Origin of the sequence: Amycolatopsis umgeniensis (assembly GCF_014205155.1) — a bacterium.
GTDB classification, from domain to species: domain Bacteria; phylum Actinomycetota; class Actinomycetes; order Mycobacteriales; family Pseudonocardiaceae; genus Amycolatopsis; species Amycolatopsis umgeniensis.
The window spans coordinates 1,044,928-1,063,901 of record NZ_JACHMX010000001.1; the positions used below are offsets into that span (position 1 = coordinate 1,044,928).

The 18,974-nt window shown below is 68.9% G+C and carries 14 protein-coding genes; 3 read left to right on the forward strand and 11 right to left on the reverse strand.

Annotated elements, in window-relative coordinates; genetic code table 11:
* Positions 1–6 precede the first annotated feature (6 nt).
* The 11 genes from HDA45_RS04500 to HDA45_RS04550 all read right to left on the reverse strand — a co-directional run bounded on the left by HDA45_RS04500 (position 7) and on the right by HDA45_RS04550 (position 16,756).
* Positions 7–906: a peptidylprolyl isomerase gene (locus tag HDA45_RS04500; RefSeq protein ID WP_184892101.1), complete on the reverse strand. Its 900-nt coding sequence runs from the start codon at positions 904–906 to the stop codon at positions 7–9.
* A gap of 60 nt (positions 907–966) precedes the next feature.
* Positions 967–3,249: a glycosyl hydrolase family 95 catalytic domain-containing protein gene (locus HDA45_RS04505; protein ID WP_184892103.1), complete on the reverse strand. Its 2,283-nt coding sequence runs from the start codon at positions 3,247–3,249 to the stop codon at positions 967–969.
* A gap of 2 nt (positions 3,250–3,251) precedes the next feature.
* Positions 3,252–5,543 carry a glycosyl hydrolase family 95 catalytic domain-containing protein gene (locus HDA45_RS04510; protein ID WP_184892105.1) on the reverse strand — a complete coding sequence of 764 codons (2,292 nt, stop codon included), beginning with the start codon at positions 5,541–5,543 and terminating at the stop codon, positions 3,252–3,254.
* A 120-nt stretch (positions 5,544–5,663) separates the two neighbouring features.
* Positions 5,664–6,458: a tyrosine-type recombinase/integrase gene (locus tag HDA45_RS04515; protein ID WP_184892107.1), complete on the reverse strand. Its 795-nt coding sequence runs from the start codon at positions 6,456–6,458 to the stop codon at positions 5,664–5,666.
* 61 nt (positions 6,459–6,519) lie between these two features.
* Positions 6,520–7,146 carry a hypothetical protein gene (locus tag HDA45_RS04520; RefSeq protein ID WP_343071978.1) on the reverse strand — a complete coding sequence of 209 codons (627 nt, stop codon included), beginning with the start codon at positions 7,144–7,146 and terminating at the stop codon, positions 6,520–6,522.
* Positions 7,147–7,634: 488 nt separating this feature from the next.
* Positions 7,635–9,050: a M1 family aminopeptidase gene (locus tag HDA45_RS04525; RefSeq protein WP_184892112.1), complete on the reverse strand. Its 1,416-nt coding sequence runs from the start codon at positions 9,048–9,050 to the stop codon at positions 7,635–7,637.
* Positions 9,051–9,070: 20 nt separating this feature from the next.
* On the reverse strand, positions 9,071–12,973 hold the full coding sequence (locus HDA45_RS04530) for a Pls/PosA family non-ribosomal peptide synthetase (RefSeq protein ID WP_184892114.1): 3,903 nt from the start codon (positions 12,971–12,973) through the stop codon (positions 9,071–9,073).
* Between the two features lie 261 nt (positions 12,974–13,234).
* Entirely contained in the window at positions 13,235–14,707 is a 1,473-nt protein-coding gene (gene der / locus HDA45_RS04535) for a ribosome biogenesis GTPase Der (protein WP_184892116.1), read from the reverse strand.
* Positions 14,708–14,710: 3 nt separating this feature from the next.
* Positions 14,711–15,385, reverse strand: a complete 675-nt coding sequence (locus HDA45_RS04540) for a 1-acyl-sn-glycerol-3-phosphate acyltransferase (protein WP_184892118.1) — start codon at positions 15,383–15,385, stop codon at positions 14,711–14,713.
* The gene (gene cmk / locus HDA45_RS04545) at positions 15,382–16,086 is read right to left on the reverse strand and encodes a (d)CMP kinase (RefSeq protein WP_184905293.1); all 705 of its coding nucleotides are present in this window, start codon (positions 16,084–16,086) and stop codon (positions 15,382–15,384) included. The genes HDA45_RS04540 and cmk overlap by 4 nt, the downstream gene beginning before the upstream one ends.
* 91 nt (positions 16,087–16,177) lie before the next feature.
* A complete protein-coding gene (locus HDA45_RS04550; protein WP_184892120.1) occupies positions 16,178–16,756 on the reverse strand; it encodes a TetR/AcrR family transcriptional regulator in 579 nt (192 codons plus the stop codon).
* Positions 16,757–16,846: 90 nt separating this feature from the next.
* Between HDA45_RS04550 and HDA45_RS04555 the strand changes: the two genes are divergently transcribed.
* The 3 genes from HDA45_RS04555 to HDA45_RS04565 are packed head-to-tail and all read left to right on the forward strand — an operon-like array spanning position 16,847 to position 18,940.
* A complete protein-coding gene (locus tag HDA45_RS04555; protein WP_184892122.1) occupies positions 16,847–17,239 on the forward strand; it encodes a DUF4267 domain-containing protein in 393 nt (130 codons plus the stop codon).
* 15 nt (positions 17,240–17,254) lie between these two features.
* On the forward strand, positions 17,255–17,737 hold the full coding sequence (locus HDA45_RS04560) for a cation:proton antiporter regulatory subunit (protein ID WP_184892124.1): 483 nt from the start codon (positions 17,255–17,257) through the stop codon (positions 17,735–17,737).
* A gap of 6 nt (positions 17,738–17,743) precedes the next feature.
* Entirely contained in the window at positions 17,744–18,940 is a 1,197-nt protein-coding gene (locus tag HDA45_RS04565) for a cation:proton antiporter (protein ID WP_184892126.1), read from the forward strand.
* Positions 18,941–18,974 lie beyond the last annotated feature (34 nt).

The following is an 18,974-nucleotide window of genomic DNA, read 5'->3' on the forward strand; positions in this document are numbered from 1 at the left end:
GGCGGTTCAGCCCACCGCGATCGACTGGAACGTCACCGGGATCCGCGGCGGGCCTGTCCCGTCACCGGTGCCCTTCGCGTCGTCGACGCCACCGCGCGCGACCTTGTCGAGTGTCTGCAGGCCCGCGTCCGAGATGCTCCCGAACACCGTGTACTCCGGCGGCAGTTCTGCTTCGCCGAAGACCATGAAGAACTGGCTACCGCCCGAGTCCGGGTCCTGGGTCTTCGCCATGGCGAGGATCCCGCGGCCGTACCGGAGTTCCGGGAAGATCTCGTCCGGGATGGTGTACCCCGGCCCGCCCGTCCCGTTGCCCGCCGGGTCGCCGCACTGGAGCATCTGCAGCCCCGAGGTACCGAGACGGTGGCACGAGGTCCCGTCGTAGTAACCCTGCTGCGCCAGCGAAAGGAAGTTCGCCACGGTGCACGGCGCGAGCGCGCGGTCCAGTGTCAACCCGATGTCGCCCGCCGTCGTCTTGACCGTGAGCGCCGTCGTGCCGGACGCCGGAGTCGGGCCCGCCGCGGGCGGGGTGGCCTTTTTGGGCACCTCACCATCGGACTTCGCCGGGTAGGCGCAGTTCGCCGGATCCGCCAACGGCGTGGTGCGTTTCGGCATCGCAAGACGGTCCGTGGGGATCTGCGCCTGGCTCTGCGGAGTCGTCGTGTCCTGGGCACTCGACGTCGGCGTCTGCGACGACGACGCGATCGCGCTCTTGCCCTTCGAGTCCGAAAGGAAGAACCCCGGCGCCACGAAGCCGGTGATCGCCACGACGGCGACCACCACGACCAGTCCCAGCACGCCCAGCCCGATCCAGAGCGCCGTCTTGTTCGAGGGCGGCGGCTGGGGCGGCTGTTGCGGTGCGCCGTACCAGCCCGGCTGCTGATACGGCTGTTGCGGCGGCTGGGACATCCGTGCTCCTGTCATCCTGCGGAAGTACAGGGCCACTCTTGCGTATCACCGCCCGCGAAGTCACGGCATCCCCCACGACGCGCCGTCTCCGTTCGCGGGCACGGGCCGGATCTCGAGGTCGGGCTTGTCGCCCTCGCGGTGCACGACGGCCTCTTCGCCGCGCCGCAGGTCGATCCGGACGTCCCCGTTCGGCAGCCGCCGCCAGCGTTTCGGCCTCCCCCACCGGTCGCGGACGGTCAACTCTCCTTCCAGATCCGTCCGCAGCACGCACGGCGCCCCCGCCTCACTGGTGATCTTGATCCAGCGCGTCTTCCCGCCCTGCCGCGAGGCGCTGAGCAGGAACGCGCCCTCCGTCCGGAAGTCGCGCAGCGCGGCGTCCGCCCATCGGGCGGGTACGGCCGGGAAGAGCCGGATGACCCCGCCCCAGCTCTGCACGAGCATGTCGTGCAGCGACTGCGCGGCCGAAAGCGGCGTCTCGATGACCGGTCCGGATTCCTTGTACATCGTGTTCGGCTGGATGTAGCGCCGCTGCAGTTCCCCGAGGTAGAACTCGGCCTTGTCGCCACGCAGCATCTGCGCCGACATCGAGGCGGCGCCCGTGAACGTGTAGCCCTGCAACGCACCCTCGAAGCCCACCCAGTGGTCGAGTGAGGTCTCGATGATCCGCCGGTGCTCCGGCCGCTCCCAGGTGATCTCGTACAGCGGGTACACCTGCAGCAGATGCGAATAGTGCCGATGCGATTTCGCGAACGGCACGCCCGCGCCGATCATGAAGCCGTTGGCGTCGGCGGGATACGGGACCAGCGTGGCCAGCACTTCCCGCCATCGCCGCGCGAGCGGGTCCTCGATCCGCAGGTCCGCCGCCGACTCCAGGAGGGTTTTGCAGCCCCAGCGGATCAGCGCGAGGTCGTAGTTGCAGTCGGGGGCGTTGACGCCGTATTCCGGGGAGAACGTCGCGGGCAGGTGCAGCTTCCCGTCCGCGCCGGGCGTGAGGAAGTGGAGATAGTAGTTGATCGCCTTGCGCAGCAAGGGGAACAGAGTGTCCCGCAGGAGTCGCGAGTCCATCGTGTGCCGATAGGACAGCCAGACGTTGTGCAGCGCCCAGGTGAGGTTGCCGACCTCCGGCGTCGGCGTCTCCTTCCCGGGGACGCCGACCGGGAAGCCGGAGTTCGTCCCGGCCGCTCCGTTGAGCAGGTTCATGTCGGTCGTACGCGGGATCCCCGCGGAATCGTGCTGGTACGGCTCGGCGATCTGGCTCGTCAGATTCGCGCGGCACTTGCCGAGCGCGTGGCCGACGGCGTCCAGTTCGAGGTGGTTCGAGCCGTGGATGAGCCAGTACTCCAGCTGGACGTTGAGGTTCCACCACGTCGCGGGCCACGGGGTCGGTTCGAGCCACGGTCCGCAGGTCGCCATGACGGGAGCTTCTTTTCGCGCCGCCGAAGCGATCTTGTACAGCTGGATCCAGTAGAAGCTCTGGAGCCGGGTGTCCGGAATGGACAGGAAGCCGTGCCGGTAGTAGTCGTGCCACCAGCGGCGATGCTCGATCGTGAGGACGTTGAACGACTCGGCCCGGCGGACCGTCTTAAGCGCCTCTCGTGCGGCCGTCTTGGTGGGGTACGACCAGGCGACCGACGTGTACAACGTCCGCTTCGATCCCCGAGTGGTCTCGCGCCAGGCCGTCACGTGCTCGCCGCCGGCCAGCAGACCCTGCACGGAAAGCCTGATGTCACCGCTGGTTTCCCGGGTCGCGGGCGGGTTGGCGACGTAACCGGCGGGCGGCGGCTTCCCGAACTTCGGATCCGTTCTCGGGCTCACCGCCTCGGCCGGATGGAAGATCCACTCGAAGCCGCGTTCGCCCTCGGTCGGTTCGATCTCGACGGCCAGCAAAGACTGTCCGGTGTGGACGATCGCCCGCAGCGAAAGACTGCCCGCCGCCGTGGTGATGACGCCCCGGAGTTCGGCGTTCCACAGGTCCATCCGCCAGTCGATCCCGGTGATGGCACCGACCGGTTCGAGGGTGAAATGGCCGATCGGCAACCGCGCGAGGCCGAACAGGGAGCCGAACTCGGGGCGATGGTCCTGCACTTCACTGTGCTGGACGTTGAACCGGATGGCGTTGCGGCCCGGTTCGGCGTAGACGCCCGAGCCGAGGAAACCGTTTCCGAGGAAAGGACCTTCGTACCAGGTCTTCGGCATTCTGCGCCAAACCAGGTCCGCCGCGCCGAGGAAACCGGGCCAGTCGAGGCCGCTGTCGACCTCCGCCGCCGACGCGGACGGCGCGAACCCGGCCGCCGCCACGCCCGCCAGCGCTCCGCCGAGCATCGTCCTGCGGGTGATGTCCATCCTCAGACCTCCTGGTCGAGTCCCCATGCCGGAGTCTCGCGGTCGCCGGGCACGTCACGCGGTTCCAGCGCCGGACGCGCGCCGCGCCGAGTGACGACGGCCGTCCCGCCGCGGCCGAGCCGGACCGAGATCATGCCCGGACCTTCGGCACGCCAAGGGAGCCGCCTCCCGCGCGCGTCGCGGACCTCGATGTCGCCGGGGATCCCGTGCTGGAGCGTGAGCGGCTCCCCCGCCTCGCTACGGACGCGGATCCACTCGGTCGCACCGTTCCTGCGGGAAGCGTCCACGAGAAAGGCACCTTCCGTGCGCAGGCTCTCGAAGGACGCGTCCCGCCAAGACGACGACACCGACGGGAAGACCTTCAGCACGCCGTGATCACCTTGCAGGAGCATGTCCACAACGGACTGCGCGGCGGTGATGGGACTTTCGATGGCGAGATTCGATCCTTCGCGGTACATCGTGTTCGGCGTCAGCTGGGTGTCGGCCACGACCGTGCCGTCGAGGAAGATCTTCAAGTACCGCAAGGCTTCTTCGGGCGCGTCCATCACGGAACTCATCGACGATGCGGCCGCGAAGCTGTACCCGTGCCATTTGTCCTGGATACCCGACCAATGCGCGAACGTGCGGCGCATGAGGTCCCGGTCGGCGGGACGATCCCAAAGCTTCTCGCGCAGCGGGTAGAGCCAGAGCAGATGCGAGAAGTGCCGGTGTGATTCGGCCAGCGGGACACCGTCGCCGATCAGCGCTCCCTGAACGGGATCCTGGTGATAAGGCACCAGTTTCTCGCCGATCTCCCGCCACGCGGGCACGCGCGGATCGTCGATGCGCAGCTTGGCCGCCGAGTCGACGAGGGTGCGCGCGGCCCAGCGGATCAGTGACAGGTCGTAGGTGCAGTCGGCCGCGTCGGCGTACTCGGGCGAGCGCGTCATCGGCAGATGCAGGAAACCGTCCGGTCCGGTGACGAGGAAATGGCGGTAGTAGTTGAGCGCCTTGGCGAGCGTCGGATACAGGACATCGCGCAGAATGCGGACGTCCATGCAGTGCCGGTACGCGAGCCAGACGTTGTGCAGGCCCCAGATCAAGTTGCCGGTCTGGTCGTTCTTGGTGGCCGGGCCGGGAATCCCGACCGCGCGGGTGCCGCCGGGGCGCAGCCGCCAGTCCCCCGGATGCGAAAGGGCGTACGTGTCGCCGTCCCGGTGAGCGGGAGGGACCGAGAGCTCGAGATTCGCGTGGTCGCGACGGAAGGTCTCGGTGACCGCGTCGAGTTCGGGATGGTTGCTGCTGTTGACGATCGGGTACGTGACCTGGACGTTGAGGTTCCACCACACCGCCGTCCAGCTGTTGCCGACCTCCGGGAACCACGGCCCCCATTCGGCGACGACCGGTCCGTTCGCGCGAGTGGCGCAAGCGGTCTTGTACAGCTGGATCCAGTAGAACCGCTGGACGCGCTTGTCCGGAACGGACACCAGGCTGCGCCGGTAGAAGGCGTTCCACCAACGCCGATGGTCCGCGACGAGCACGTCCGGAATCGCCGCCGACGCCCACTGGACTCGCTTGATCGCTTCGGCGGTATGGGTCGGCTTCGGAAACCCGTACGCGACCGTCGCCGCGAGCAGCCGTCGCGTACCGATGGTCCGCTCACGCCACGCCGTCGTGTACCCGCCACCTGCGTGAAGCGGCTGCTCGCAGTACTGGACCGCGCCCACGGCGGCGATCTTCGGATCAGGATTGGCCGTGTACTCCGGCGGTTTGCGGATCGTCCGGGTCGTCGCCGATTTGAGCGGCGTGAACCCCCAGTCCGCGGCCGCCTCCCCGGCGAGCGAGACGAGGAGGAGGTCCTGGTCGTTGTGGATCAGCGCGGAAAACCGCACCGACCCCTGGGTCGTGGTGATCGTGCCGCCGAGCTCGGCGTTGTACAGGTCGAGGTGCCAGTCGACCGCCGTGATCGCTCCCGCGAACGTGAGCGTGAGGTACCCGATCGGAAGCCGCGAGTACCCGATGCCCGCTTCCCACTGTCCGCGCTGGTCCTGGACCTGGGAATGACTGAGCATCACCTTGAGGACGTTCGGCCGCGCCCCCGCGTAGACCTGGACGCCCAGGAAGCCGTTCGCGAGGAACGGACCGTCCTGCCAGCTCTTCGGTAAGCGCTTCCACACCATGCGCGCGTCGTCGACGATCCGGCGGTGTACGTCCTGCCCGGCGAACGCCGGCGGAGCCCCCTGAGCCCAGAGCCCGCCGAAAGCCGCCGCCCCCGCCGCGACCCTCAGCATCGATCGCCTGGACAGCTCGGCCATGGGTCGCCTCCAGATTCATACTACGTTTACCGCAGATCAAGTCCTGGCGACCGGCATGTTTCCAGAGATAGTCCCGCTTTGACCAGAGCGCTCACCCGTAAAGCCGTAGATACATCCGACCTATCGGTCAAGATAGGCGCGAGTGGCATCAGCCGACACATGCCCGAGCAGCACAGCCGCGTCGTCGAGATCGACGCCCGACCGGAGCAGGTTGACGGCGAAGGTCTTGCGCAGCGTCCGCGCCGACAAGCCGGGCCGTCCGATCAACACCCCGAAGACCGCCACGAGACGGTTGACCGTCGCAGGCGGCACACGACGACCGCAGGTGCTGAGAAAGAACGCCGGCCCGTCGTCTGCGCGCTCCCGAAGGTAGGCGTCCAGCAACGGCCGAAGCTCGGCCGGGATCGGGACCACGCGACGCCGCGGTCCGCGCACGACGACCGCGTCGACGGACACGTCCCGCAAGTCCAGCGCGGAAAGCTCACCGGCGCGAAGCCCGGCGTAGTACAGAAAATGAAGGATCGCCGCGTCCCTGAGCGGCAGGAGATGCACCGCGGCCGCCAGCGTTTCGCGCAGTTCGTCGTCGCCCAACGGCGACAAGGTCTCCGCCTCGAACGACCTCAGGTTTTCCGTTCTCGTCAGCTTCCACCCGACTGTCGCGCCGAGAGTGGCGTCAGGCCACTTCTGCCACCGCTGGGGCCGGACCCTCAGCAGGCTTTCCTCGGCGTCCGCGGCGCTCTCGACATTCACCACTCCGCCGAGCACCTGCTGCTCCCGATGCCGGTTCGCCCGGTTCACTCGCCGCTTGTGGCGCGGAATGTTCTTACGCGAGGACTTGTCGTTCACGCCGTAGCGGTTACGGCGATCTTTGGCGTAGCTCAGCCGTTTCTTCTCCTGCGGACTCTTCCGCCCCATCGCCCCTCCTCGGCGTCGACAGGAAGACGGTAGCGAGATGCTTTGGTGGCGGACCACCGATTTATCGGAGGCTCAGGCGGGCTTCGGCAGCGCTGTGCGCGGCCACGAGTTCAGCGGCCACCCTCGCGGGCTCGGTTCGCAACCGGCCCGGAAGCGTCTGCAGCACCATGATGCCTTCGGCGGTGTACCGGCTGTTCCTCTCGAGCGTGCCGGCGTACTGCGCCCGCGCGAAGTGGAAGTCGTACGAGTCGATCTCCCAAACCAGCCGGACCTTCCTGAAGTACCCATCCGGAGTCCCGATGTAGCGACCGGCGACATCCCTCAGTTCCTGATTCCACACCGGTTCGGGAAGACCGGTCCGGCGCCAGACGGCCATCGCGTCGATCTCCGCGACCGACCTCGCGCCTCGCAGGACGTCACGCAATACCTCGCGGGGTAGTGCGCTGCCGCGGTCGCTACCGTCTTCGAGTTCCTTCATGAGGGCCTCGGGGTTCAGCCCGCCGCGCTGAACCGCTTCGGTCAGCAACGCCCGAATCGGATCTAGCGTGGTGAAGCGGCGGCTTTCGTCGAGGACTGCCCGGACGAGCGGAGCCACGGCGACTCCGTCGATGACCGTGGGCCGGGGCATCCTTGTGGTCCGCTCCACCGTGACGTACCCGGCGCTGCTGACCTTGCAGGAAGCAGGCACCAACAGATGGATGGCACCAGACGCGATTTTCAGCCCTCTCAAGCCTTGGCGACGACAAGCCTCAAGACCGGTGACGAGCGCGTCCGGCCCACCATAGAGCAAGGCTCCGTCGACCAACTGCCTTCGTGTCGGCTGCCCTGGCCCGAGCAAGAGCACTCCCGGGAGCAGACGTTGCCATGGCTGGCCGGGACGGCATCGCCGGTAACACGTCTTCCTCGGGACACCGAGTTCCACCAGCCGCGCGACAGTGATCACTCCTCCGCGACTGTGCGCGAAGAGCGCCTCGCGCTCACGGTTCCATTCGCCAGTTCGCACCACATCCACGATCGTGGATCGCGCGATTACCTCGCACCAGTCCCCTTTGACACCCCTGTGGACAACTCGCCACACCAGCCCCACTGTGGATAACTTGCGGGGCAACTCGCGCGCGAGGTTCCCAATGTCGCATTTGAGTCGCTGAGCGTCTCAAATGCGACATTGGGAACCCCTCAAGGCAGCGGAGGGAGAGGGGGTAGCGCCGGAGCGTCCAGCCAGGCGGCGAAGAAGAAGCTCAGCGAGCGGCCGGCGAACCGCTCAGCGAGAGCAACGAAAGCAGCGGTGGTCACCAAACCGTGCCGGTTCTCCACCGCCCAAGCCTTCACCAGCGGGAAGAAAACCGCGTCGCCGAGATCAGAACGCAAGGCGTGCAACAGAAGGCCGCCGCGTTTGTACACCCGCTCGTCGAACATCCGCGACACTCCGGGATCGGCGAGGCGCAGATCCGCGGGCTTAGCTTTCATGCGCGCGTGCCACGTCTTCGCCCAGGTGTGCGCGCTCTGCCCGCCGGATTCCTCGGACCAGAGCCATTCCGCGTACGTCGCGAAGCCCTCGTTCAGCCAGATGTGCCGCCAGTCGGCGACGGTCAGGCTGTTGCCGAACCACTGATGCGCCAGTTCGTGCACGACGAGCCGCTCATGGGTGCGCCGTCCGTCGACGTGGTTGGCGCCGAAGATCGACATGCCCTGCGCTTCGATCGGGTCGTCGAGGTCGTCGTCGGTGACCACGATGACGTATTCGCCGAACGGATACGGGCCGAACAAGCGTTGCAGCGAGTCCATGATCTTGCCCTGCCGCCCGAAATCGCGGGTGAACGGGCGGCGCAGGCGCGGCGGGACGGCGGCCCGTTGCGGGATCGCGGCGACCACCGAATCACCGTCGAGACTGATCCGGAACGCCGCGACCGAGGGTTGCGAGAACCAGCCGGGCTGAGGACCGGAGACGAGTTCGACGTCGTCGTACCGTCCGATTTGGACACTCATCAGATACGTCGGCGTCGGCTCCGGGCGTTCGAAGACCCACCGCGTGGTGCTCGCGCGCGAAAGCCGTGACACCAGGTTCCCGGTGACGGCCACGAGGTACGGCGAAGACGTTGTCAGCGCGACGCGGTAGGTCGCCTTGTCCGCCGGATGGTCGTTGCACGGGAACCACGATGGCGCCCCGACCGGCTGGCTCGCCACCAGCGAACCGTCGGTCAGTTCGTCCCAGCCGATGTCGCCCCACAGCCCGGGAAGCGGACGCGGATTGCCGACGTAGTGGATCTCCACCAGGAACTCGCTACCGAGCGCCACTGACTTCGCGGGCTTCACCTGCAGCTTGTGCCCGCGCCGCGTGTACTTGGCCGGTTTCCCGTTGACCAGCACCCGGTTGATCCGGAACTCGCCGAAGTCGAGCGTGAAGCGCGACAGCGCCTGCGTCGCCTCCGCGGTGATGGCCGCGGAGGCCGACAGCCGGTTGGGACCGATCTTGTAGTCCAGCTCCAGATCGTAGTGCCGGACGCGGTAACCGCCGTTACCGTGATGAGGCAGATAGGAGTCGCCGGAGGTGTCCGCGCCGGGCGAGGGCTGCGCGGAGGCCTTCGAAATCACCCGCGAAAGACCCCGCTTCCCTACTTCGTCCAGGCCGAGATGGGATTCCCGAGCCAGCGCGAGTCGGCGGGAACCGCGTCGCCCCGGGTCACCAGGGACCCCGGTCCGACGGTCGTCCGCGCGCCGATGCTCGCACCAGGCAGCACGATACCGTGCGGCCCGAGCGTCGCTCCCTCGTCCAGGGTCACCGGCGACATCGTCATGATCCGGTCGTGGAACAGATGCGTCTGCACGACACAGCCGCGGTTGATCGTCGCGCCGTCGCCCAGGCTCACCAGATCCGACTCGGGCAGCCAGTACGTCTCCAGCCACACCCCGCGGCCGATCTTGACGCCCATGGTGCGCAGCCACGCGGGCAGCAGCGGCGTGCCGCCGAGGGAACCGATCAGCCACGGGACGGCGAGCGCCTCGACGAAGGTGTCGGCGAGTTCGTTGCGCCAGACGAACGAGCTCCACAACGGATGGTCGATCGCGCGGAACCGGCCGACCAGCAGCCACTTCATCGCGGTGGCGGTCAGCGCGGCGACGGCTCCGGCGGCGAGCAGCAGCGGCCCGCCGAGCAGCACCGCGACCAAGAACCCGAAGGACGACGCCAGCGCGAAGATCCCGGCGGCGACCAGCACGGTCAGCGCGACGCCGCACATCACCGGCACGATCCGGCACAGTTCGACGAGCGCTCGGGCCGCCTTCAGCCGCAGCGGCGGCGTGTAGGTGCGGCTCGTGTCGGACTCGCCGACCGACCGGCGAACCGGCAGCGGCGGCATCCCGAGGTACGACGAGCCCTTCTTCGCCTTCAGCGGGGCCGACGACAGCACGCCGACCAGGCCACGCTTGGGCACCGAACGGCCGGGCGCGGCCATCCCCGAGTTGCCGAGGAACGCCTGCTTGCCGATCCGCGCCGGCGCGACGTGCAGCCAGCCGTGGCCGAGTTCGTAGGTGGCGACCATGGTGTCGTCCGCGAGGAACGCGCCACTGTCCACCTGGGTCATCTTCGGCAGCGCGAGAACGGTGGACGCCTCGACGTTGCGGCCGACCTTCGCGCCGAGCATCCGCAGCCACACCGGGGTGAACAGGCTGGCGTACAAGGGGAACAAGCCCTCACGCGCCATGCCCATCAGCCGTTCGGTCGCCCAGACCTGCCACGCGACGCGGCCGTGCACGGGGTGGTAGCCCTCGACCATGCCGATGCTCAGCGACCGGACGCCGACGAGCACGAGCAGGGCGTAGCTCAGGAAGTACGCGATGGTCGCGAGCGGCGTGAACAGCAACGCCTGGCCGAGCGCGGCGCCCAGCGAGGGCGCTCCGGTGATCGCGTAACCCAGCACCGCGACGGCGGGCAGGGCGGCAGCGGCGGGCAGCAGACCCAGCGCGACCGAGGTCGCGCCGTAGACCGTGGCCCAGAACCGCGAACGCGGCGGGCGGCTCGACGGCCACTTCAGCGCGTCCTTGCTGGCACGGGCCGCGGGCGCACCGGCCCAGCGCTGCCCGGCGGGCACGTTGCCACGGACGGTCGACCCGGCCGCGATCTCCGCGCCCTTGCCGATCCGCGCGCCGGGGAACAGCGTGCTGCGCGCACCGATCCGCGCGTCGGCGCCGATCCGGATCTTGCCGATGTGCACGAGATCGCCGTCCACCCAGTGGCCGGTCAGATCGACCTCGGGTTCGATGGCGGCGCCACGGCCGAGTTTCAGCATGCCGGTGACCGGCGGCGGGGAGTGCAGGTCGACGTCCTTGGCGATCCGCGCGCCGAGGGCCTTGGCGTACGTCGTCATCCAGGAAGCGCCCGCGACACTGTCCGCGCCGCTGAACTCGGCCAGCTTCTCGGCCGTCCACAGTCGCAAGTGGACATTCCCGCCACGCGGGTAGCTACCGGGACGAACTCCGCGCAGCAGCAGCCGCGAACCGGTCGCCGAGATGGCGATCCGGCCCGCCGGGCTGAACAGCGCGACCCACGCGACGGCGATCCACACCCAGTTCAGCGTCGGCGCCCAGGCGAAACCGGCCAGCGACAGGACGTTCGACAACGTCGCGGCGATCGTCGTCCAGCGCAGGCCGACGAGACCCATCAGCGGGATCATCAGCAGCGACTGGATGACGCCCGCCTTGCGCGGGGTCGGCGCGATGTCGCGGCGTTCGGTCTTCTGGCCGCTCAGCGCGTCCAGCATCGACGCGAGCGCGCCGAGCTTCGGGTTGGCGTAGATGTCGTTCACCGACACCTGCGGGTGGCGAGTGCGGATCCGCGCGATCAGCTGCGCGGCCGTCAGGCTCCCGCCGCCGTTGGTGAAGAAGTCGGCCTTCGGATTGTCGACCGAGACGCCCAGGATCTCCGCCCAGCCTTCGGCGAGCCAGCTCTCCGTCGGCGACAGACCGGATTTCGCGGCGTCCACAGTGGACAGCGGCCAGGGCAGCGCGTTGCGGTCGACCTTGCCGGAGGTGCGCGTGGGCAGGTCGTCGATCAGCGCCAGCAACGGGACGAGCGCGGCGGGCAGCTGCTCGCGCAGCCGGGTCGCGGCCTCGTCGTGGTCGAACTTCACGCCTTCGGCGGGCACGACGTACCCGACGAGAACCTGGTTGCCCGCCTTGGTGCGGCGGATCGCGGCGGCGGCACCCTGCACGCCGGGCAGCGCCTGGAGCGCGGCGTCGACCTCGCCCAGTTCGATACGGCGGCCGCCGAGCTTGACCTGCTCGTCGAGACGCCCGAGGAACAGCAGGCCCTCGGCTTCGGCGCGGACCATGTCACCGCTGCGGTACGCGCGGCGCCAGCCCAGCGAGGGCAGCGGCGCGAACTTCTCGGCGTCCTTCTCCGGGTCCAGGTAGCGGGCCAGTCCGACGCCGCCGATGACCAGCTCGCCGGTCTCCCCCATCGCGACCGGCTCACCGGCCTCGTTGACGACGGCGAGCTGCCAGCCCGCCAGCGGCAGGCCGATCCGGACCGGGCCCTCGCCGGTCATCTGCGCTGCGCAGGCGACGACGGTGGCCTCGGTCGGGCCGTAGGTGTTCCAGACTTCGCGACCTTCGACGGCGACACGCTCGGCCAGCTCGGGCGGGCAGGCTTCGCCGCCGAAGATCAGCAGGCGAACGTCTTCGAGCGCGTCGGCGGGCCACAGCGCGGCCAGCGTCGGAACGGTCGAGACGACGGTGATGCCCTGCGCGACCAGCCACGGCCCGAGGTCGACACCGGTCCGCACCAGCGAACGCGGCGCCGGGACCAGGCAGGCGCCGTGGCGCCAGGCGAGCCACATCTCTTCGCAGGACGCGTCGAAGGCGACGGACAGGCCGGCGAGCACACGGTCACCGGGGCCGATCGGCTCCTCGGTGAGGAACAGCTGGGCCTCGGCGTCGACGAAAGCGGCGGCCGAGGCGTGCGAGACCGCGACGCCCTTCGGCTTACCGGTCGAACCGGAGGTGAAGATGATCCAGGCGTCGTCGGCGGGCGCGGGAGAACCCTCGATGCCGCCGGGCGAGCCGAGCACGGTGATCGCGCCGCCATCGGAGACGACGGCGGCGACGTCGGCCTCGCCGAAGACCAGTTCGGCGCGCTCGTCCGGGTCGTCCGCGTCGACAGGCACGTAGGCGGCGCCGACGGACAGGATGGCGAGGATCGCGACGTAGAGCTCCGCGGTGCCGGAGGAGATCCGGACGCCGACCCGGTCGCCGACGCCGACCCCGTTGGCGGTCAGCTTGCGGCCGTAGGCGTCGATCTCCTCGACGAGCTTGCGGTAGGACAGCGTGGTCTCACCGTCGTCGATCGCGCCCGCGTTGGGATGGCGGGCGGCGGTCTCGGCGACGATGTCGATCAGGGTGCGCTCGCCGGCACCGAGGCCGGACCAGAACAGGGCCCGATCGGCGACGGGGGCGGGTGACGGGGCGACCGTGACATCGGCGACACAGGCGATCGGCCGGGAATCGGCGGTGAGCGTCATCGGGGCATCACCACGGGCAAGACAGAACCGAGCAGAACAAACCCCTGGGCGCGCAAGCCCATCACACACCTTTCGCGAAGTGCGTCATTCGGGCTCGCTCTCCGAATGAGGCGCCCGCTAGCAGACCAATCACTTTACCGCAGGTCAACGGCATATCTCGGCAGGGTCTCGACAGAGTGTCGAACCTCACCGGCGGACACGCCGAAACCCGAGGTCATCGGCGTGTCCACCCAGTGAAATATTCACCTACATCGTGAGAAGTCAGCGTGCCTTCGGTTTATTACCCGCCGCTTTTCCGCCGACCTTGGGCCTTTGCTTCTTTTCCCGCACCCGGACATTCACCCGGACGGGGCTGCCTTCGAAGCCGAATCGCTCACGGAACTTGCGTTCGATGAACCGGCGATAGCCCGCTTCGAGGAATCCGGTGGTGAAAAGGACCAGCGTCGGCGGCCGGATGCCCGCCTGGGTCGCGAACAGCACCTTCGGCTGCTTGCCGCCGCGCACCGGCGGCGGGGTCGCGGCGATGAGCTCGGCCAGCCAGCCGTTCAGCTGACCGGTCGGGACGCGCTGGTCCCACGACTTCAGCGCGGTCCGCAGCGCGGGCGCGAGCTTGCGCACGGACCGGCCGGTGAGCGCGGAGATGTTGACCTTGTCCGCCCACGGCACCCGCACCAGGCCGCGGTCCAGCTCACGGACCATGGCGTGGCGGCGGTCCTCGTCGACGAGGTCCCACTTGTTGAAGGCGAGCACGCAGGCGCGGCCCGCCTCGACGACCATGGTCAGCACCCGCAGGTCCTGCTCCGAAAGCGGCTCGGCGGCGTCCAGCAGCACGATCGCGACCTCGGCCGCGTCGATCGCGGTCTTGGTCCGCAGCGACGCGTAGTACTCCGCGCCATTGGCCGAGTTGACGCGCTTGCGCAGACCCGCGGTGTCGACGAACCGCCAGACGTCGCCGTCCAGCTCGACCAGCGAGTCGACCGGGTCGACAGTGGTACCGGCCACCGAGTCCACCACGGACCGCTCTTCGCCGGAGATCTTGTTCAGCAGGCTGGACTTGCCCACGTTCGGCTTGCCGACCAGCGCAACACGGCGCGGGCCCGCGGTCGCGCGCTCACCGTCGCGCGGCATCGTCGGCAGTGCCTTGACGATCGCGTCGAGCAGGTCACCCGAACTACGGCCGTGCAGCGCGCTGACCGGATGCGGTTCGCCGAGGCCGAGCGACCACAGCGACGCGGTGTCGGCGAGCAGGCGGTCGTCGTCGACCTTGTTGGCGACGAGCAGCACCGGCTTCTTCGAGCGGCGCAGCACCTTCGAGGCGGCCTCGTCGGTCGCGGTCGCGCCGACGCTCGCGTCGATGACCAGCAGTACCGCGTCGGCGGTGGCCATCGCGATCTCGGCCTGCGCGGCGACGGAGGCCTGCAGCCCGGTCGCGTCCGGTTCCCAGCCGCCCGTGTCGACCAGGGTGAACCGGCGGCCCGCCCAGAAGGCGTCGTAGGCGACGCGGTCCCTGGTCACGCCGGGGACGTCCTGCACGACCGCCTCGCGACGGCCGAGAATACGGTTGACCAGGGTGGACTTGCCCACGTTCGGCCTGCCGACGACGGCGAGGACCGGCTGCGCGAGCTGCGCCTCCTCCTCGGCCTCGCCCGCGGCGATCTGGGCGTCCAGCGCGGTGAATTCGGACTCGTCGGACCAGGAGCCGTCGATCTCGCCGACTCCGTCAAGCTCACTCATCTGTTACTTCACATTCTGTCGCGTGTCTTGGAGCCCGTGCTCCAAGCGCCATTCGTCCAGTGCCTTCACGAGGTCCGCGAGCGCGAGGCGAAGCCGCTCGGTTCCCTCCTCCAGCCCTGTCCTTCCCTTCCCGATTTCGGGAGTGAAAGGTTCGCCGACCATGATGTCGACGCGTGGCCGCCAGCGCCTCTTGGCGCCGGCGGGTTTGTACGTCCCCCGAGTGGCGACCGGAACCACGGTCGCCTTCCCGGCGCGGACCAGGAAGGCCGCGCCGCGCTCGAAGTTTTCGGCGTCACCGAGGCCGCGGGTGCCTTCGGGGAAGATCCCGACCGCACCGCCGTCCTCGAGCACCTTGACCGCCATCATCAGCGGTTTGCGGTCCACCGCACCCCGTTTCACCGGGATCTGGCCCAGTTTCGGGAAGAACCAGCCGACGAAACCCTTGAAGAGTTCCGCCTTGACCAGGAACGCGGTGCGCCGCGAGAACATTCCGAACAGCAGCGCCGGTTCCGCCATCGAACTGTGGTTGGCCATGAACACCACCGGACCCGACGCGGGAACCCGCTCGGCACCGTGGACCCGGACCCGGAACGCGGGCCGGACGATGAACTTCGAGATCCCCCGGCCGAAGGTGTGGAACGGATCGCTCGCGCCTTCGGGCAGGCCCTTCGCGCTCACCTGGAGACCTCGGCGGGGCAGCCTTCGAGAAGGCCGCGGTGCAGGGCCAGTTCCGCCAGCGCGACGATCACCTGGTCGATGTTGAGCGCCGAGGTGTCGACCTCGACGGCATCGTCGGCCGCGCGCAGGGGCGAAGCCGCGCGCGTGGAGTCCAGGCGGTCACGCCGTTCCACCGCGGCCTTCGCGACGTCGACGGTGGACTCGCGGCCTGCTGCCGAGTCCTGCGCGCTGCGACGAGCGGCGCGGACCTCGGCCGAGGCGGTGAGGAAGATCTTGAGCGGGGCGTCCGGTGACACGACGGTGCCGATGTCGCGGCCTTCGACCACGATGCCGCCGACGCGGCCGAGCACCTCCGCGATGATCTCGCGCTGCCGGGTGACCAGCAGTTCGCGGACCGCGGGGACGGCCGAAACCGGGGACACCGCGGTGGTGACGTCCGCACCGCGGATCTCGGCGGCGACGTCCTCGCCCGCGAGGGTCACGGTCGCTTCGTCGGGGCTGGTCCCGATGCCGAGTTCCGCCTTGCGAGCGACCTTCGAGACCTCGTCCGCGTCGGCCGGGTCGGCCCCGGCGCGCAGGACGGCGAGGGTGACCATGCGGTACATCGCGCCGGTGTCGAGGTAGCCGGCGCCGAGCTTCGTCGCGAGCTTCCGCGAAACCGTGGACTTCCCGGTTCCGGACGGGCCGTCCATCGCGACCACACCACGCAGGGCTCCCGCCACCGAAACACTCCTCAGCTCATCTTCGCTCACCTGATCGACGTCCATTCTGCCTGGTGGCGAGCGACACTCCTCAGCCGCCCACGGCGAACCGGTCGACGAGCATGCCGATCCGCTCCGCACGCGCGTGCGCGGGCAGCCGCCGGCTGCGTTCGAGGGTGACCAGGCCGTGCAGGGCCGCCCAAAAGGTCTCGGTGTAGAGGGCGGGGTCGTGGTCGCCCGCCGCGGGGCCCGCGCATTCGAGCAAGGCGCCGAAAGCGTCCCGCAGCGGGGCGGGACTGTCCGGACTGGCGAAGGTCAGTTCGGTGGCGAGAGTGAAGATCGCGTCGTAGAGCGCGGGTTTGCGGTCGGCGAAGTCGAAGTAGTTCCCGGCCAGCCGCAGCAGGGCGCCCCGCGAGTCCTCCGCCGTACCGGCTCCCCGCCGCAGGTCGGCGGCCATTTCGGTGCATCCCTCGAGCGCCGCGGCCGCCATGATCGCGCCCTTGCCGGAGAAGTGGCTGTAGAGCACCGGCTGGCTGTACTCGATCTTCGCCGCGAGCCGCCGCGTGGTGACCGCGTCCCAGCCTTCTTCCTCGGCGATCTCGCGAGCGGTGGTGACGATCAGCTGTTCGCGTTGCGAGCGGTCTCGCTCGCGGCGGGGGTTTGTGACCATACGTACACACTAGCATCGCTAGACAAGCTAGCAGTGCTAACGCTAGCGTCCGCATCGTTCCTAGCACTGCTAGCTTTGGAGTCGGAGACCATGACCCGCATCAAGATCGCCTACATCCTGTCCATCGCCCTCGCGCTCTTCGTCCTTTACTTCGGCAGCGGTTACGTGTTCTTCCCGGAGACCCAGACGGGTGGCTTCGGCCTGCCGGTCATGCCGCAGAAGGGCGATCCGATCCTCGCGGTCAAGGGCGTCCGGGACATCGGCACGGCGCTCGTGGTCGTCGCGCTGCTCCTGTTCCGGAACGTCCGCGCGCTGGGCCGGGCGCTCCTCGCGCTGGCGTTCATCCCGTTCGGCGACATGCTGATCGTGTTGACCCACAACGGTTCCGTCGGCGCCGCGTTCGGCATCCACGGCGCGACGGCCGCCTTCATGGTGCTGATCTCCGCGTTGTTCCTGATCCGCCCCGCGCAAAACGGACAGTGAGTTATCGTTGTTCACGTGAACGTCGAAGTGACCCCGCTCCCTGGCATAGGCGTCCGTAAGGATTTCGCCACCCGCAACGGCCGCCGCGTGGGTGTGGTGACCCATCGCGATGGACACGTCGAGCTGATCGTGTCCAAAACGGACGATCCCGACGCCTGCCTGGCCTCACTTCCGCTCACCACCGACGAGGCGGGCGCGCTGGCGAATCTGCTCGGCGCGCCCCAGCTGGTCGCCCAGCTCACCGAAGAGCACCGGGATCTGCCTGGTATCAACACCAAACAGCTCCCGATCAAGGGCTCGTCCCCCTTCGACGGGCGGACGCTGGGCGACACCGCCATGCGGACGCGCACGAGCGTCTCGGTCGTCGCGGTGATGCGGGCGGGCCAGGTCCACCCCTCCCCCACCCCGGACTTCAACCTCACCGCGGGCGATGTGCTCGTCGCGGTCGGGACGTCCGAAGGGCTCGAAGCCGCCGTCAAGATCCTGAAGTACGGCTGATCGCGGATGGATCACACCGCACTGTCCTTGATCGAACTCGGGGCGGTCTTCTTCGGGCTGGGCGCGTTGGGGCGGCTCGCCGGGAAGATCGGGATGTCCCCGATCCCGCTGTACCTGATCGGTGGCCTGTGTTTCGGGCAGGGCGGGCTCATCCCGCTCGGCGACATCGGCGACTTCACCCACCTCGCCAGCGAGATCGGTGTCGTCCTGCTGCTGCTCCTGCTCGGCCTGGAGTACTCGGCCGCCGAACTGTTCACCGGGCTGAAACGCTCGTGGATGGCGGGGGTCGTGGACATCGTGCTCAACGCCGCGCCGGGCGCGATCGTCGCGCTCATCCTCGGCTGGGGGCCGATCGGCGCGATCGTGATGGCGGGCGTCACCTACATCTCGTCGTCCGGGATCATCGCGAAGGTGCTCGGTGACCTCGGCCGGCTCGGTAACCGCGAGACGCCGGTGGTGCTGTCGATCCTGGTGTTCGAAGACCTGGTGATGGCGCTGTACCTGCCGATCCTGACGGCGGTGCTCGGCGGTGTGAGTTTCCTCGGCGGTTTGAAGGCCGTCGGCATCTCGCTGATGGTGATCACGGTGGTCCTGGTGATCGCGCTGAAATTCGGCCGGTACGTCTCCGCGGCGGTGGACAGCCCGGATCGCGAAGTGTTCCTCCTCAAGGTCCTCGGCGCGGCACTGCTGGTCGCGGGGGTCGCCTCGGCGATGCAGGTGTCGGCCGCTGTCGGCGCGTTCCTGCTCGGCATCGCGATCTCGGGCTCGACGGCGGAGAACGCGACGCACATGCTGGAGCCGCTACGAGACCTCTTCGCGGCCGTGTTCTTCGTCGTGTTCGGGCTCAACACGAACCCCGCGTCGATCCCGCCCGTCCTCGGCTGGGCGGTCGTCCTGGCGGTGGCGACCACGCTCACGAAGGTCGGCACCGGCTGGTGGGCCGCGCGGAAGCAGGGCATCGGGAAGATGGGCCGGGCGAGAGCCGGGGCGGCGTTGGTCGCCCGAGGCGAGTTCTCGATCGTCATCGCCGGGCTGGCGGTGGCGGCGGGAGCGGTGACCGGCGAACTCGCGGCCCTCGCGACGGCGTACGTACTCCTGATGGCGATCCTCGGCCCGACGGCCGCGCGGATCGTGGAACCGGTGGCGCGCGCTCTGCAGCGCCGTCCCTTCGGTTCGAAGAGCCCCGCTTCACAGACCGGCTGACCCCTCGCGCTATGAAAGGCCCGTTACTTGCGCA